General features: G+C 34.6%; 14 protein-coding genes. 9 read left to right on the top strand and 5 right to left on the bottom strand.

The genetic code is table 11. The annotated features are described in order from the left end of the window. The first annotated feature begins 155 nt into the window (after window positions 1-155). The 5 genes from gmhA to ccoS are packed head-to-tail and all read left to right on the top strand — an operon-like array spanning window position 156 to window position 4,365. Window positions 156-746, top strand: coding sequence for a D-sedoheptulose 7-phosphate isomerase (gmhA, locus tag M947_RS21790; protein WP_021288281.1), 591 nt, complete (start codon window positions 156-158; stop codon window positions 744-746). A gap of 3 nt (window positions 747-749) precedes the next feature. Further along, a complete protein-coding gene (gmhB, locus tag M947_RS21785) occupies window positions 750-1,274 on the top strand; it encodes a D-glycero-beta-D-manno-heptose 1,7-bisphosphate 7-phosphatase (RefSeq protein ID WP_021288280.1) in 525 nt (174 codons plus the stop codon). Further along, window positions 1,255-1,743: an asparaginase domain-containing protein gene (locus M947_RS21780; protein WP_245541264.1), complete on the top strand. Its 489-nt coding sequence runs from the start codon at window positions 1,255-1,257 to the stop codon at window positions 1,741-1,743. Before gmhB ends, M947_RS21780 begins: the two co-directional genes overlap by 20 nt. Then, complete coding sequence (locus M947_RS21775) at window positions 1,733-4,135, top strand: heavy metal translocating P-type ATPase (protein WP_021288278.1); 2,403 nt, start codon at window positions 1,733-1,735, stop codon at window positions 4,133-4,135. Before M947_RS21780 ends, M947_RS21775 begins: the two co-directional genes overlap by 11 nt. A 14-nt stretch (window positions 4,136-4,149) precedes the next feature. Continuing rightward, a complete protein-coding gene (ccoS, locus tag M947_RS21770; RefSeq protein WP_021288277.1) occupies window positions 4,150-4,365 on the top strand; it encodes a cbb3-type cytochrome oxidase assembly protein CcoS in 216 nt (71 codons plus the stop codon). A gap of 71 nt (window positions 4,366-4,436) precedes the next feature. Here ccoS and M947_RS21765 read toward each other — a convergent pair whose 3' ends face one another. Beyond that, window positions 4,437-4,724: a c-type cytochrome gene (locus M947_RS21765; RefSeq protein WP_021288276.1), complete on the bottom strand. Its 288-nt coding sequence runs from the start codon at window positions 4,722-4,724 to the stop codon at window positions 4,437-4,439. Window positions 4,725-4,838: 114 nt separating this feature from the next. Between M947_RS21765 and rfaD the strand changes: the two genes are divergently transcribed. From rfaD to M947_RS21750, 3 genes are read left to right on the top strand one after another with little or no spacing between them, the layout of a single operon-like run. Continuing rightward, window positions 4,839-5,846, top strand: a complete 1,008-nt coding sequence (gene rfaD / locus M947_RS21760) for an ADP-glyceromanno-heptose 6-epimerase (RefSeq protein WP_021288275.1) — start codon at window positions 4,839-4,841, stop codon at window positions 5,844-5,846. Then, window positions 5,846-7,276, top strand: coding sequence for a D-glycero-beta-D-manno-heptose-7-phosphate kinase (gene rfaE1, locus M947_RS21755; protein ID WP_021288274.1), 1,431 nt, complete (start codon window positions 5,846-5,848; stop codon window positions 7,274-7,276). Before rfaD ends, rfaE1 begins: the two co-directional genes overlap by 1 nt. Continuing rightward, the gene (locus M947_RS21750; RefSeq protein ID WP_021288273.1) at window positions 7,270-7,860 is read left to right on the top strand and encodes a YfaZ family outer membrane protein; all 591 of its coding nucleotides are present in this window, start codon (window positions 7,270-7,272) and stop codon (window positions 7,858-7,860) included. Before rfaE1 ends, M947_RS21750 begins: the two co-directional genes overlap by 7 nt. Here the strand turns inward: M947_RS21750 and M947_RS21745 are convergent. The 4 genes from M947_RS21745 to M947_RS21730 are packed head-to-tail and all read right to left on the bottom strand — an operon-like array spanning window position 7,857 to window position 13,171. Next, window positions 7,857-8,993, bottom strand: coding sequence for an NAD(P)/FAD-dependent oxidoreductase (locus M947_RS21745; RefSeq protein ID WP_021288272.1), 1,137 nt, complete (start codon window positions 8,991-8,993; stop codon window positions 7,857-7,859). The two genes, M947_RS21750 and M947_RS21745, sit on opposite strands and share 4 nt — an antisense overlap. Beyond that, window positions 8,994-9,968, bottom strand: coding sequence for a lipopolysaccharide heptosyltransferase II (gene waaF, locus M947_RS21740; protein WP_021288271.1), 975 nt, complete (start codon window positions 9,966-9,968; stop codon window positions 8,994-8,996). After that, window positions 9,965-11,884 (bottom strand): LTA synthase family protein, encoded by a 1,920-nt coding sequence (locus M947_RS21735; RefSeq protein WP_021288270.1) that lies wholly within the window; start codon window positions 11,882-11,884, stop codon window positions 9,965-9,967. Before M947_RS21735 ends, waaF begins: the two co-directional genes overlap by 4 nt. A 27-nt stretch (window positions 11,885-11,911) precedes the next feature. Next, window positions 11,912-13,171: a hypothetical protein gene (locus M947_RS21730; protein WP_031348123.1), complete on the bottom strand. Its 1,260-nt coding sequence runs from the start codon at window positions 13,169-13,171 to the stop codon at window positions 11,912-11,914. A 90-nt stretch (window positions 13,172-13,261) separates the two neighbouring features. Here M947_RS21730 and M947_RS21725 point away from each other — a divergent pair, with 90 nt between their 5' ends. Then, window positions 13,262-14,587 carry a UDP-glucose dehydrogenase family protein gene (locus tag M947_RS21725; RefSeq protein WP_021288268.1) on the top strand — a complete coding sequence of 442 codons (1,326 nt, stop codon included), beginning with the start codon at window positions 13,262-13,264 and terminating at the stop codon, window positions 14,585-14,587. Window positions 14,588-14,589 lie beyond the last annotated feature (2 nt).

Genomic DNA, 14,589 nt, shown 5'->3' with positions numbered 1-14,589 from the left:
TTACAACAACAATAATTAAACGTTTAGAAATCACCATTTTGTGAATTTTAAAGCTTCACATCTCTTTCTAAAATATATGATGTCAAGACTACGATTACTAAATGCTTTGTTATGCTTATTATGGTATTATTTCAAATATTATTTTAGGATATTATATGAAAGAATATATAAAAGATCAGATTAAAAAATCTTATGAAACAAAAAAAGCTATCTATGAAAATGATGAGTTGCTAGGCAAAATTGAGCAAGTAGCTAAACTTTGTGTAGAACTATATAGATGCAAAAATAAGACTATTTTAGCTGGTAATGGTGGTAGTGCTGCTGATGCACAACATATCGCTGCTGAGCTTGTAGGCAGATATGGTTTTGATAGACCATCTTTGCCTTCTTTATCTCTTACCACTGATACTTCAAATCTTACTGCTATTGGAAATGATTATGGATATGATAAAGTTTTTTCTCGTCAACTAGAGGGTATGGGGCAAGATGGGGATATCTTCATAGGCATATCTACATCAGGAAACTCTTTAAATATTATCAACGCTTTTAAGGTAGCAAAAGAAAAAAATATCAAAACAGTAGCCTTGGTCGGACGTGATGGCGGAGAGATGGCAAAGTTAGCTGATGTTGCTATCATCATTCCCTCAGATGCTACTCCTAGAATACAAGAGTCTCATATACTTATAGGTCATATACTTTGTGATATTATCGAAAAAGAGATATTTGGCGAAGGTGTAGCAAAATAGTCTATGAAGAGGGCACTTTTTCTTGACCGTGATGGTGTTATAAATGTTGAAAAAGGCTATCTACACAAGATAGAAGATTTTGAGTTTATAGATGGCATATTTGAAGTATGTAAATACTATCAACAACTTGGATTTATCATAGTTGTTGTAACAAATCAATCTGGAATTGCAAGGGGTTATTATACGCAAAAAGATTTTAAAATTTTAACTTCTTGGATGATAGGTGAGTTTTTAAAGCAAGATATAGTTATATCAAAAGTCTATCATTGTCCACATCATCCTAAAATTTCTGGCAAATGCAGTTGTAGAAAACCAAATCCTGGCATGCTCATTCAGGCAAGCAAAGACTTGGATATAGACTTATCTAAGTCAATTATCATAGGGGATAAAGAAAGAGATATAGAAGCAGGGCTTGCTGCTGGTTTGAAGTGTACTTATCTTTTTGATGAATCAAAGAGTATTAAAGTATCAAAAGCAAGTAAAATCATCTCAAAACTCAAGGATATTTATGATGTTAATTCTAAATAGTGGTGGAACATTTAATAAAATATACAACTCCAAAAACGGAGAGTTAGAGATACCTTATAATAATGAAGTTATAGAAAAAATTTTGCAAAGTGCTGATTTTGATTATAGCCTAGCTGGTGTAGTTTATAAAGATAGTCTTGATATGGATATGAGCGATAGAAAGATGTTAGCAAGCATAATAATGGAGTCTGTTGATAATAGTTTTATAATAGTTCATGGAACTGATACTATGGATATTACAGCTGAATTTTTATCTGAGATATTTGAAGATAGAAAAATTATACTTACAGGTGCTATGAGACCTTTTGAGGTAGATAATATAGAAGCTACACTTAATCTTGGTATGGCTATAGGATTTCTTAAAGCAAAACCTCAAAATGGTGTATATATCTGTATGAATGGTTTGGTTGAATTATCCAAAAATATAGTAAAAAATAGATCTTTAGGAAAGTTTGAACTTGTCAAATAAAGTAGCTTGTAGTCATTGTCATCTTGAATTTGATGAGACTGTTATGATAAAAGATAATGATCACTACTTTTGCTGTAATGGTTGTCAGGGTGTTTTTAAACTTCTTAGCGATGAAGGATTTAATGGCTTCTATGATAAAACTGCAAATATAAAACTGTCACCTCCTCTTGAGAAGTTCGAATCTTCATCATCTTTTGATAGTGAGTCTTTTAGAGATACTTTTGTAAAGATAAATAGTGATGGGTTTAATGAAGTGTCACTTATTATACAAGGTATTCACTGCTCAGCCTGTGTCTGGTTAAATGAAAAAGCTCTTCATAAGATGGATGGGGTTATAGAAGCAAATATCAACTTTACTAACAATAAAGCAACTGTAGTCTGGGCAGAAGATGTTGTAAAACTATCTGTTATTATAGAGATGATTCGCTCTATTGGGTATGATGCTTTTGCTTATGATTCTTCAGTACAAGAAGATTATGCAAATAAAGAGAGAAGAGCATACTACTTAAAGATGGCAGTAGCAGTTTTTGCATCTATGAATATTATGTGGATAGCTGTGGCTCAATATGCTGGATATTTTTCAGGAATCACTCAAGATATTAAGACGATTTTAAATATTGCTGAATGGATTCTAGCTACTCCTGTACTTTTTTATAGTGGATGGGTTTTCTTTAGAGGTGCATATTATGGACTGAAAAACAAAGTTGTAAACATGGACCTCATGGTAGCAACTGGGGCTTTACTTACATATATATACTCCATCTATATTACTGTAACAGAGTATGGAGAGGCATATTTTGACTCTGTTAGTATGATTATAACTTTTGTATTGATAGGAAAATTTTTAGAAGTTTTAAGTAAGAAAAATGCGGCAGATACTCTAGATATTATCGGTAGAAATATTCCTAGTGAGATTAAGATATTGGTAGGTGATACTATTGTTGCTTGTAAGTTAGAGAATGTAAAAGTTGGAGATATTGTAGTTGTTTCATCAGGTGAGAGAGTTTTGCTTGATGGAAAAATTATAAAAGGTCAAGGATCTTTTGATGAGTCTAACCTAACAGGGGAGAGTGAACCGATATATAAAAATATTGGGGACACTGTTATTAGTGGAACAACAAGTATAGATGCAGATATTTATTTTCGTGCAACAAAAGACTTTAAACACTCAACCCTCTCAAATCTTGTTACTCTACTTGAATCTGCAATAAATAAAAAACCAAAAATACAACAGCTTGCAAACAGACTCTCAGAACATTTTTCTTCCATCATACTCGGCTTTAGTTTTTTAACATTTCTTGTATGGTTTGTAATGGGTAATGGTTTTGAGACTTCTTTTATGATAGGTATCTCGGTTATTATTATAGCATGCCCTTGTGCTTTAGCTCTTGCTACTCCAGTTGCTACGCTTGTTGGGCTAAATCTTGGTGCAAAAAGGGGCATCCTCTTTAAAGAAGCTGCCCAAATTGAGACTATGGCAAAGGTTGATACTTTAGTTCTTGATAAAACAGGCACTATAACTGTTGGAAAGCCAGAGGTTGTAAGAGAAAATATTTTTGAAGAGTTTGACAAAAAGTTGTTGTACTCTCTTGTAAAGCTCTCAAAGCATCCCGTTGCATCTGGAATTTGTAGATATTTAGAGAGTAAGGATGAGAGTTTAAAAGAAGTTTTATTTGACGAGTTTTCTCAAATACCAGCTTGTGGTATAAAAGCAAAATATCAAAACAAAGAGATACTTGGCGGGAATCTTAAACTTTTAGAGAAACATGAGATAAATATGGATTTTGCAAGCGATAATACGGTTTTTTACTTCGCTATTGATAAAAAAATTGTATGCATATATGAGTTAAGTGATAAGATAAAAGAAGATGCACAAGAGCTTATAGCTGAGATGCAAAAGAGAAATATAAGTGTCGTTATGCTAACAGGCGACAATGAAAAGAGTGCTAAAAGCGTGGCAAGCAGAGTTGGAATTAGTGAATTGTACTATGAGCAAACTCCAGAAGATAAGTCTAAGTTTATAGAGTCTCTTCATGCAAAAAATAGAAGTGTTGTGATGGTTGGGGATGGAGTTAATGATATCCTAGCACTTACAAGATCTGATATTGGGATTGTGATGGGAAGTGGAAGCGATATAGCTGTAGAGATTGGCGATGTTGTTTTACTCAATGACTCACTAACTTCACTAAGAGATGCATTTAAGATTAGTAAAATAACTTTTGGGCTTATAAAGCAAAACCTATTTATATCTTTAGTCTATAATGCCATTACTATTCCACTTGCTATGGCTGGTTATGTTATCCCGCTTGTAGCTGCAATATCGATGTCTCTTAGTTCTCTTTTAGTTGTAGGCAATTCTATGAGAATAAAATACAAATTTAAACAAAAATAATATAAAGGTGAGGAATGAGTAACTGGGTAATAGCTATGATGCTAGGGGCTTCCATCTTTTTGGGAGCTATCGCACTCTTTGCATTTTTGTGGGCCATAAAAAGTGGACAGTTCGATGATGAAGAGAAGTTTTTAAATGCAGCAAAGTTCGATGGAGAAGATGAACTAAATGATGCATATAAACAAGAGCAAAAGAAAAAAGCTTTGAAAAAAGAGTATCGACCTGAATAATAAGAAATTTGTAAAGTAAAATGTGAAGTATGTTAAAAAAACTGCTCAAAAAGAGCAGTTTCGAAGATAAATTATTTACCTATTGTTTGTGCGAAAGCTTCTAACTCTTCGTCAGAGTATTTAGCTACTTGACCTTTCATAAGACCCTTCATTGGACCACCGTAACTACCATCTTTGTACCCCTTAAGAGAAGCTGCAATCTCAGCGTGTGTCATTTCAGAGACATTTTTAGATTTTCCTAGAGCTGCCTTACTCCAGTCAGCACCATGACAAGAAGTACAAGCTTTTGCGTTTACTGCTGCCATAGATGCTGTTGCTAATGCTAAAGAAGCTACTGTAGCGATTACGATTTTTTTCATTTTTTTTCCTTAAAGATTAATTTTCGGCTCAATTATAGTGCGTTGAGTCTTAAATACTTGTTAATGAAGGATAGTGTATCATTTTATTAAAATAATATGATAATGGATGAGTAGATGAGATACATAGAAGATGATTTAAAAGACAAAACGATTTTAATAACAGGTGGAGCTGGATTTATAGGTTCAAACTTAGCTTTTTACTTTCAAAACAACCATCCAGATGCGAAAGTAGTTGTTCTTGATAGCTTTAGAAGCTCTTGTGTGCTATCAAATGGAAATTTAAAGAGTTTTGGACATTTTAAAAACCTTATAGGATTTAGTGGAGAGATAATAAGTGGAGATATTAATGATAAAGATTTACTTCTGGATTTGGAAATAAACTACAAGTTTGATTATATCTTTCATGAGGCAGCTATCTCTGATACTACTGCACAAGAGCAAGATTTGATGATAAAAACAAATGTAAATGCCTATAAAGATCTCTTAGAACTTGCCATCAGACACGGTGCAAATATGATTTACGCATCTTCAGCTGCAACTTACGGTAATGCCAAGTCACCTCAGATAGTAGGAAGAGAAGCACCAAACAATGTTTATGGTTTTTCAAAACTCAGTATGGATAACTTAAGTCGTGAGTATATAAAAGAGAGTGATATCTCTATAGTTGGGCTTAGATATTTTAATGTTTATGGAAGGGGGGAGTATTTTAAAAACACTACTGCATCTATGGTTTTACAGTTTGGGCATCAGATATTAGCAGGTAAAAATCCTAAACTATTTGAGGGAAGTGACAAGATACTTCGAGATTTTATATACATAGAAGATGTGATTCAAGCCAATATAAAAGCGATGCAGACAAAAAAAAGTGGCATTTATAATGTAGGAACAGGAGTGCCAAGAAGCTTTCAAGACATAGTTGATATTTTACAACATGAGTTAGGAACTAACCTAAAGTGTGAGTATATCCCCAATCCTTTTGTTGGAAGTTATCAGTTTCATACGGAGGCTGATATAGGGAGCACAAAAGAGGCTTTAGGGTATGAGCCAGCCTACGAGATGGAAGATGCTATAAAAGATTATGTAGGCGAGATAAAAAGAGTCTATGAGCAAGAAGTCAAATAATGAACGCATTTAAAAACTATATTCCAAAGATTTTAGTTATCGGTGATTTGATGATAGATCACTACTTATGGGGCAGCTGTGAGAGAATTTCTCCAGAAGCGCCAGTTCAGGTTGTAGATATCGCTAAGGAGACTACCCTTTTAGGTGGGGCTGGAAATGTTATAAACAACCTAAAAGCTCTTGGTGCTGATGTGAGTGTTTGTAGTGTTATTGGCGATGATGACAATGGAGTTGAACTAAAAGAGATGCTAAGTGCCATCAGCGTTGATAGCTCAAATATTATAGTTCAAAAGGGAAGAAATACCTCTAAAAAGAGTCGTATCATAGCAGTTAGTCAGCAGATACTAAGATATGATAAAGAGAGTAAAGATGAGATAAAAGAAGAGAGCACATTTAAGATAATAGAGTCCATCACTAAAAATATTGCTTCTTTTGATACACTGATTTTATCTGATTATGGCAAAGGGGTTTTAACAGCTTCACTTTGTCAAAGCGTTATAACTTTGGCAAATGAAAATGGTGTAAAGGTTTTAGTAGATCCAAAAGGAAATGACTTCTCAAAGTATAGAGGTGCATATCTTTTGACTCCAAACAAAAAAGAGGCAATGCTAGCCACTAATATAGATATAAAAGATGATGAATCCTTAGAGGCGGCTCTTGTTAAACTTAAAGATGAAGTAAATCTAAATATTTCACTAATAACACTCTCAGAGGGTGGAATAGCTACATATGAAAATGAGTTAAAGCGTTTTGCCACTGTAGCAAAAGAGGTTTTTGATGTAACTGGTGCTGGAGACACGGTTATTGCATCTATTGCATTTGCTCTTAGCACTTCAAAAAGCATTGAAGATGCAGCATCTTTTGCAAACCTTGCTGCTGGCGTTGTCGTTGGAAAGCTAGGTTCTGCTACAGTTACACTTGATGAGATAGAAGAGTATGAAGCCACTCTGCATAAGAGCACCTCAGATGCACATATAAAGAGTTTTGAAGATATAAACAAAATAGTAGAACGTTATAGAGCAAATGGCAAAAAGATTGTCTTTACAAATGGTTGTTTTGATATTTTACATGTTGGTCATGTTAAGTATCTTCAAGAGGCTAAAAGCTTCGGAGATGTGCTTATAGTTGGACTAAATTCAGATGCCTCAGTTTCTAGACTTAAAGGACCAAATCGCCCTGTAAATCTTGCCGAAGATAGAGCTTATATACTTGCAGCTCTTGAAGCAGTTGACTTTGTAGTCCCTTTTGAAGATGATACTCCTTATGAACTTATAAAGATGATAAAACCCTATACTCTTGTAAAAGGTGGAGATTATGAGGGGAAGGATGTAGTTGGAACTGAGTTTGCTTGTGAGTTAAAGCTTGTTGGTTTTGTCGATGGCAAAAGTACAACAAAAACAATCCAAAAAATACAAGGAACTTCATGTTAAAAAAACTTGGACTAATAGCACTTTGTGCAGCTTCTGCTTTTGCAATGCACAATGTAGAGCTAAATATTAACGATAAAGATTTAGAATTTGGTGCAAAAGTTGATATGGGTCAGTTCAATGAAGCAGTTGATCCTGATACTGTTTTTATAGGTGCTAAGATACTTCATGGCGATGAAGATCATAGTGATTTTAATGACAATGGTGACATGAATGCCTATTATGAAGCTAACTTTCTTATGCAAAAAAGAGTTGGATCTTCAGACTTAGTTTTAGGTCTGGGTATTAAATTAAATGGGACTAAAAACTTTAGCAGTATTCCACTAGGAATAGAAGCTACTTATAAAATACTTAATGGTGCGATTCCACTATATCTTAAGGGAGCTGCATATTATGCACCTGAAGTTCTATCAATGCAAGACGCAGAAAGCTTTTTAGAGTACCGTGTGTCCTTAGATGTTGAGTTAATCACTAATGGATATGTAACTGTTGGGTATAGATCAATAGATACTAACTATGATAGTAACAAAGGCGGAGATATAAATTATAATAGATCTGCTTATATTGGGGTAAGATTCGCTTTTTAATCTCTTTTTTTTCTAGCGTACTTAAAAAATAATTTTTGTGTTGATATCTCATCAGCAATCTCTTTTTTTTCTAAGAGGTATTGGCTCAAAATCTTTGCTAAGTATGGAGCAAAAACAAAACCTCTTGAGCCTAAAGCATTTATGATATAGATGTTTTGATGGTAGAGTAGAGACTCTTTTGGAATTTTTGTTCCATTTTTTATAGATGGATGTTTCTCTAGTGTAGCCTCATAATCTATAAGCTCTCCAACTACAGGAAAATAACTCTTTATGCTAGCTCTAGCACCTTTGTATGTTTTTATAACTTCTAAATCTTTTAACTCTATTAGCTCGTATGCTTTTTTTAGAAGATACTCAACTTGTGCCTTTTGATCATCTACGTAAAAACTGCATTTATCACAACTTGTATTGCAAAGCATTTGAGTAGAGTCGTGCCTTTGCTGAGTAGCTCCGATGGCTATAGTGTTATCTTTTTTATTTGTAGAGATGGAGATAGATTTATGGATATTAAAAGGGATTTTTGTAGTTGTTTTTGCATCTAGTCTTAGTCCAAAAATAGGGTTTATCTCTATATATGGAGCATCAACTAAGGAACTACTTACCCCTTGAGTTAGTATGACGCTTTTTGCTCTTACTCCATCAGCTTCATATACTCCTTCTTTATATGTTAGCTCTACTATCTCTTTTTTGTAAAAGTCACATTCCGCTATCATTTTCTTTGAAATCTCAGCTGGATTTATATGTCCAGCATTTTTATAAAAAAAGCCTTCAATCTCTTTAAAATCACTACAAAGAGTTTGAAGTTTTTTTGATGAGTAGTGTTCATTTTTTAACTCATTTAGAGTCTCTTTTGAGAAGTTTTTATCTGCAACTCTCAAAACTCCTCTTTTTATAAGAGACTCACTTGATAGTTTTTTATAAAAGTCTAAAGAAAAGCTAAGTGAGTCGTTTACAAAAGAGTTATAAAGATTTTTCTTTCCTGCAAGTGGGGAGAGAAATGCACCAGCAGCACCACTGGCACCTGAAGCAACGCCATCTCTATCTATGATGGCTACATTTTTTCCAGCTTTTTTTAAAAAATGAGCGATGCTACAGCCTGCTGCTCCCGCTCCTATTATGAGGTAATCATACACTTAGGTATCCATGCCCTTGATTGTCTCTATAACCTCTAAAGACGTGATGCTCTTCATGCACTCATGATGTTTAAGTGGACACTCTCGCTTCATACAAGGTGAACACTCCATCTCATGTCTTATAAGGGAGTTTTTTTCATTCATCCATTGTGAAGTCTCTTTGTGCCTTGTTGGTCCAAAAATGGCAACTGTAGGTACTTGATATGCAGCTGCGGCGTGCATAGGACCACTATCATTAGTGACAAATAAAGAACAGCCTGCTATGTTTGCACAAAGCTCTTTTATATCTGTTTTTCCCGCTAGATTTTTGTAGTTATTTATATTGAAAGATTTTAAATACGACTCTATCTCATTCGCTACATCAACCTCATTTGGTCCGCCAAAGATTATGATATCGTATCTATCTGAGAACTCACGAGCGACCTCTGCAAACCTTTTTGGGTACCAGCGTTTTGCACTTCCATAAGTGGCACCTGCGTTTATTCCTAAAGTTGGTTTATCAAAGAGTTTTGGCTCAATATAGAGCTTTAGTTTTAAAGCCTCTCCATCCCAACTATCAACATCACACATCGCAAGCTTGGCATACTGTTTTACAAGATGCTGATTGGTCTTGATGTTTGGAGTGTGAGAGAGTAAAAACATGGAGTGCCATGAGCGTCTTGAGATGCAAGTAACTGTTTTGCTAAATCTTAAAAGAAGAGTTGCATGAAGTTGGTTTCTAAAGCTTATAGCCAGATGAAATTCGCCTAGTTCACGAGCTAGTTTGTATGTAGCTAAAAATCTGTTTGGTGCTTTTTTTGTCTCATCTACTATGGCACGTTCGCAAAGTGGATGATGCTTTAGAGCTTCGATGCTAACATGGCTACCAACAAAGGTAAATTTAGGGTTATGATAGTATTTTGCTAGAAGCTCAATGGCGGGAGTAGCCATGATGGCATCTCCTAACCAATTTGGTAAAATAATTAGTATCCTCATTTTGTCCACCTGTTTTTTTCTAAAAGTCCAGCTTCTGCTGTATCTATTGCAAAAAGAAGTTTCTTCATTTTAGCTATAAGATTTTCATTTTCTACATCTTTTTCAACTATATTTTTAAAGTTGTACTTTATATAGCCACTGTTAGTGATGAGACCTATAAGATTTCCAGCGTAAAAATAGACAAATCTCTCACTTATATCTTTATCAAAGAGTGAGCTTCCCATCGTTGTTATCTCAGCCTTTAGACCCAGCATATCTACTATTGTTGGAAAAATATCGTTATGTCCACCTAAAGTTTTAATCTCTTTTGGTTGAAAAATCTTTGGAGCGTAGATTATAAGCGGAATCCTAAAATGTTCTATTGGCATTAAGGGTTTGTCATCTGGGCGATACTTTCTTGCAATAGGATTTAGTGCATCTCCGCTTCCATGATCTGAGGTAAAGATAAAAATAGTCCTATCAAACCACGGCTCACTCTTTACACTCTCCATAAAGCGCTTTATAGAGTCATCTGCATATATGTAAGCATTTAGAGCTCCATTATAGTTTTTAAGATCATGTGGATATCTCTCAAATTTTGCACTTGGGAGATAAAAATCTGAGTGAGTGCTGCTAGTAAAGGCAAAGCTTAAAAAAGGCTCTTTTAGGGTGTTTAGTTTTTTATGGTAAAAGTCAAGCATATTGAAGTCGTATGTTCCAGTGAGTGGACCTCTGCCCTCATCTACAACTTCAACATTTGGCATATCTCCTGCACCATAATATTCATCAAAACCAGATAGTGCACTTACTGCATCTACTCTATATGAACGTCCGTTAGAAGCTTGCATAGAGAGAGTTGAGTAGCCATTTTCTTTTGCAACATTCCCAAGATAGCTGAGGTTAGAGAGTTCTAAACCTTTGCCTAAATATTGAGCTCCAGCTGGAATAGTGATGCCTGTAAAGATAGAAGTTATACCAAAAATTGAGCGGTAGCCATTTGAGTAGAAGTTTGTAAACTTTAGACCTTCCTCGCTTAGTTTTTTAAAGTAAGGAGTTACATTTAACTCTTTGTAACGAGTAAATCCATCAACATGCTCAGCCCCAAAAGATTCTAAAAGAATTATAACAACATTGTACTTTTGGACACTCTTAAAAGGATATTTACGAAGGAGTGGATACTCTTTATCTACAAAAGGTGCATTTGGAGTCTTTAGCGCATCTTTACTTATCTTTATGGCATCTTCAAGACTCATAAGATTATGTTTAGCTGTTTTTTTAGCAGTTCTATAAATGGTAAAAAAACCATTGAGTGCTAAGTTTCCACTACTTACTTTGTTTACCGCAAAGGCATCACTACTTCCAAAACTCTTGCCTCCTAGGTTGTTTCTGATGCCAAGAAATATAACTAGGATAGTTATAAAGGTGAAAAGGGCTAACTTTTTTGAAGAGATAAACTCTTTAGGACAATGCGAGAAAAATCTATAAACAGAGTATAAAAATAGAGCACTTAAAAGAGATGCACCAAGAGTGTAAAAAAGCATAGAGCCAAACGCCATGTTGATGATAATATCCATATCATCACCTAAATGAAAAATCTCGTTTGAGATATGTCTATGTATATAGTCATAGTAAAGTACATCACTAAAACTAATAACAAAGATAATGTTTAAGATGACAGCCCAAAGAAGAGCAACTATAGCTCTGTGTTTAGGTCTTTTAAGAAAAATTAGAGCTAAAACAAAGATAGAAGAAAAAGTAAAAATCGTTATCATATCTACACGAAAGCCCATAAAGAGTGACGCGTAAAATTCAGTAGTGCTTAGATCTGCAAAGTCCTCTGTGTAGAAGTTATAAAGAGTTAGTCTGATGGACATTAGAACTAAAAAACTAAACAGGATTAGCGAAGATATTTGGGTGAATTGATTTTTATGCACCATTTAGATTCTTTTTATTCATATTCGCAATTATACCGAGTCATTGATGTATATATATAGTGGTGATGAGCCAATATTAAGAGTTTTGTCTTGTATCGCGAGGCCAGTCATTGAGTAGACACTAAAGTACTCTTCATTTTTTAGAGTAGTATCTTTTAGCGACCAGTGGATTTGTAGTAGTTTATTTTCTACTAAACATTGAAATATATAGTAGCCTCTTTTTATATCAAGCCTTAAAAACTGTGCATCTTTTAGGTTATCAACCATAAACCTATAGACTTCAAAAGCCTCTCTTTTTCTAAGTCCTTCTCTGTTGTCAACCAAACCATAACCAGCAGCAATAAGCTGATGCCATGAGAGAGAATCAACCTGCTGAGATGCAAAAGCTAGAAGATGATATCTTAGCATATACTCAGCATAAAGTTTTTCACTAACACACTCAAATTCGCTTGTTGGTGCGTATGGTGCAGTATTGCTGATGGGCCAGTTTGCTTCTGTTATGTGTAGTGCATGTTTGCTCTTTAAAGAGAGCCAAACCATTGTACTAAGCCAAGCTATTTTATCTGAGAGATTAAAGCCTAGTTGAGTATTCTCAGGTGCACCGCGTCTATCAACATAGAGTAAAGATGCTACGCCATCATACTTGTAGTTAAAAAAATTAAAAAGAGTGTGAGCTAAAAAATGAAATTCAAAGTCTATTACTCCACTGCCAATAAGCTTTATATGTTTAAACTCACATTTCTTTAAATCATAAGCTACTTTATAAAAACGGTTATACTCATCAACACTAAAAAATCCCCATTTAGCTCTGTTGATGGTTGAGCCAATCTCATAAATATCCACAAGCCTATCAAGAGATGCAAAGATAGCTCTTAAGTCTCTCTCTAAGAGTTCTAAATCTTTTATATGTTCTCTATCTTGAAGAATTTTTAAGATGACTTTTCTCTTTTTATTTTTTTTTAGAAACTCTTTTAACTCAGGTATAGTATCAAGCTCCCAAAGTTTAAGTCTAACTAAAATTCTCTCAACTCCAAGCTCATCTAAGAGTTTTAAGCTCTCTATACTCTCTCTTTGATAATCAACTCCCATGGAAAAAAAACTCTTTGATGCTACATGTTTTCTTCGTATATAGGGCATAGCAATTATGGAGATGGGAAATACAAAGAGTGAGATAAGAAATGTTTTAAAAAAAGAGAAAAACTCTCTCTTTCGCATTTTTGTTTTAAAAACTCTATCTTTTAGTTGCGCTGGTTGGTCGGAATACTCATCCCACTCAAAAGGTTTTTTCAATCTTTTTTCATCCATTTTAAATTTTTAAATAAGGCGGATTATAACCTTTTTAAGGTAAAATCCCTAAATTAAATTTTTTAGGGATTGTTGATGAGGATTTCAGTTATAGGAACTGGTTATGTAGGTTTGGTTAGTGGAGTCTGCTTTGCTCAGATGGGTAATTCAGTCGTTTGCGTTGATATCGATGCAAAGAAGATTGAAGAGCTAAAGCAGGGTATTATCCCAATTTATGAACCTGGTTTAGAAGAAATGACGCTAGAAAATTACAAAAACAAAACTCTAAACTTCACAACAGATGCAACTAGGGCTATTAGAGAGTCTAAGATAATTTTTATAGCAGTTGGAACTCCTATGGGTGAAGACGGAAGTGCGGATCTGAAATATGTTTTAGCAGTTGCAAAGACCATAGGTGAATCTATAGAGGACTACACAGTGATAGTTGACAAATCAACTGTTCCAGTTGGAACTGCCGAGAAAGTAAGAGCTACTATACAAGAGCAACTTGATATTAGAGGTGTAGATATAGAGTTTGATGTAGTCTCCAACCCTGAATTTTTAAAAGAGGGTGCTGCTATAAAAGACTTTTTACACCCTGATCGTGTAGTTATCGGTGCTGATAATGAAAAAGCAATGAATATTATGAGAGAGTTATATGCTCCTTTTATGAAGCATCATGACCGTTTTATTGCTATGGATATAAAGTCAGCTGAGATGACAAAGTACGCTGCAAACGCGATGCTAGCGACCAAGATATCTTTTATAAATGAGATGAGCCAGATTTGTGAGAGAGTTGGAGCAGATATAAATAAGGTAAGAAACGGTATAGGAAGTGATTCTCGCATCGGTTATAGCTTTATCTATCCAGGTTGTGGCTATGGAGGGAGCTGTTTTCCAAAAGATGTTCAAGCGCTTGCTAAAACTGCTAAAGATTTTGGATATAGCCCTAGAATACTAGATGCAGTTGAAGCAGTAAACTTAGACCAAAAGTATGTAATCTCTAACAAAGTTATAGCAAAACATGGAGAAGATTTAAGCACAAAAACCTTTGGTGTTTGGGGGCTTAGTTTTAAACCTGAGACAGATGATATGAGAGAAGCAAGCTCTATTACTATCATAAATGAGCTAACTAGTAGAGGTGCAAAAGTTGTAGCTTATGATCCAAAAGCCAGATATGAGGCTGAGAGTTTTTACTTAAAGGGTAATGATAACGTCTCTTATGTGGACGCAAAGTATGATGCACTTAAAAATGCAGATGCACTCATTTTAGTTACTGAGTGGCAAGAGTTTAGAAGTCCTGATTTTCAAAAGATGAAAGAACTACTTAAAGAGGCAGTTTTCTTTGATGGAAGAAATCAGTTTAGCAAAGCTAAGATGCAAGAGTATGGTTTTGAGTATATTCAAATAGGTGTGAACTAAGC

Origin of the sequence: Sulfurimonas hongkongensis, from assembly GCF_000445475.1 — a bacterium.
Taxonomy (GTDB): domain Bacteria; phylum Campylobacterota; class Campylobacteria; order Campylobacterales; family Sulfurimonadaceae; genus Sulfurimonas; species Sulfurimonas hongkongensis.
Note: the sequence above shows the minus strand (reverse complement) of the source record. Positions and strands in the feature narration are given on the sequence as shown.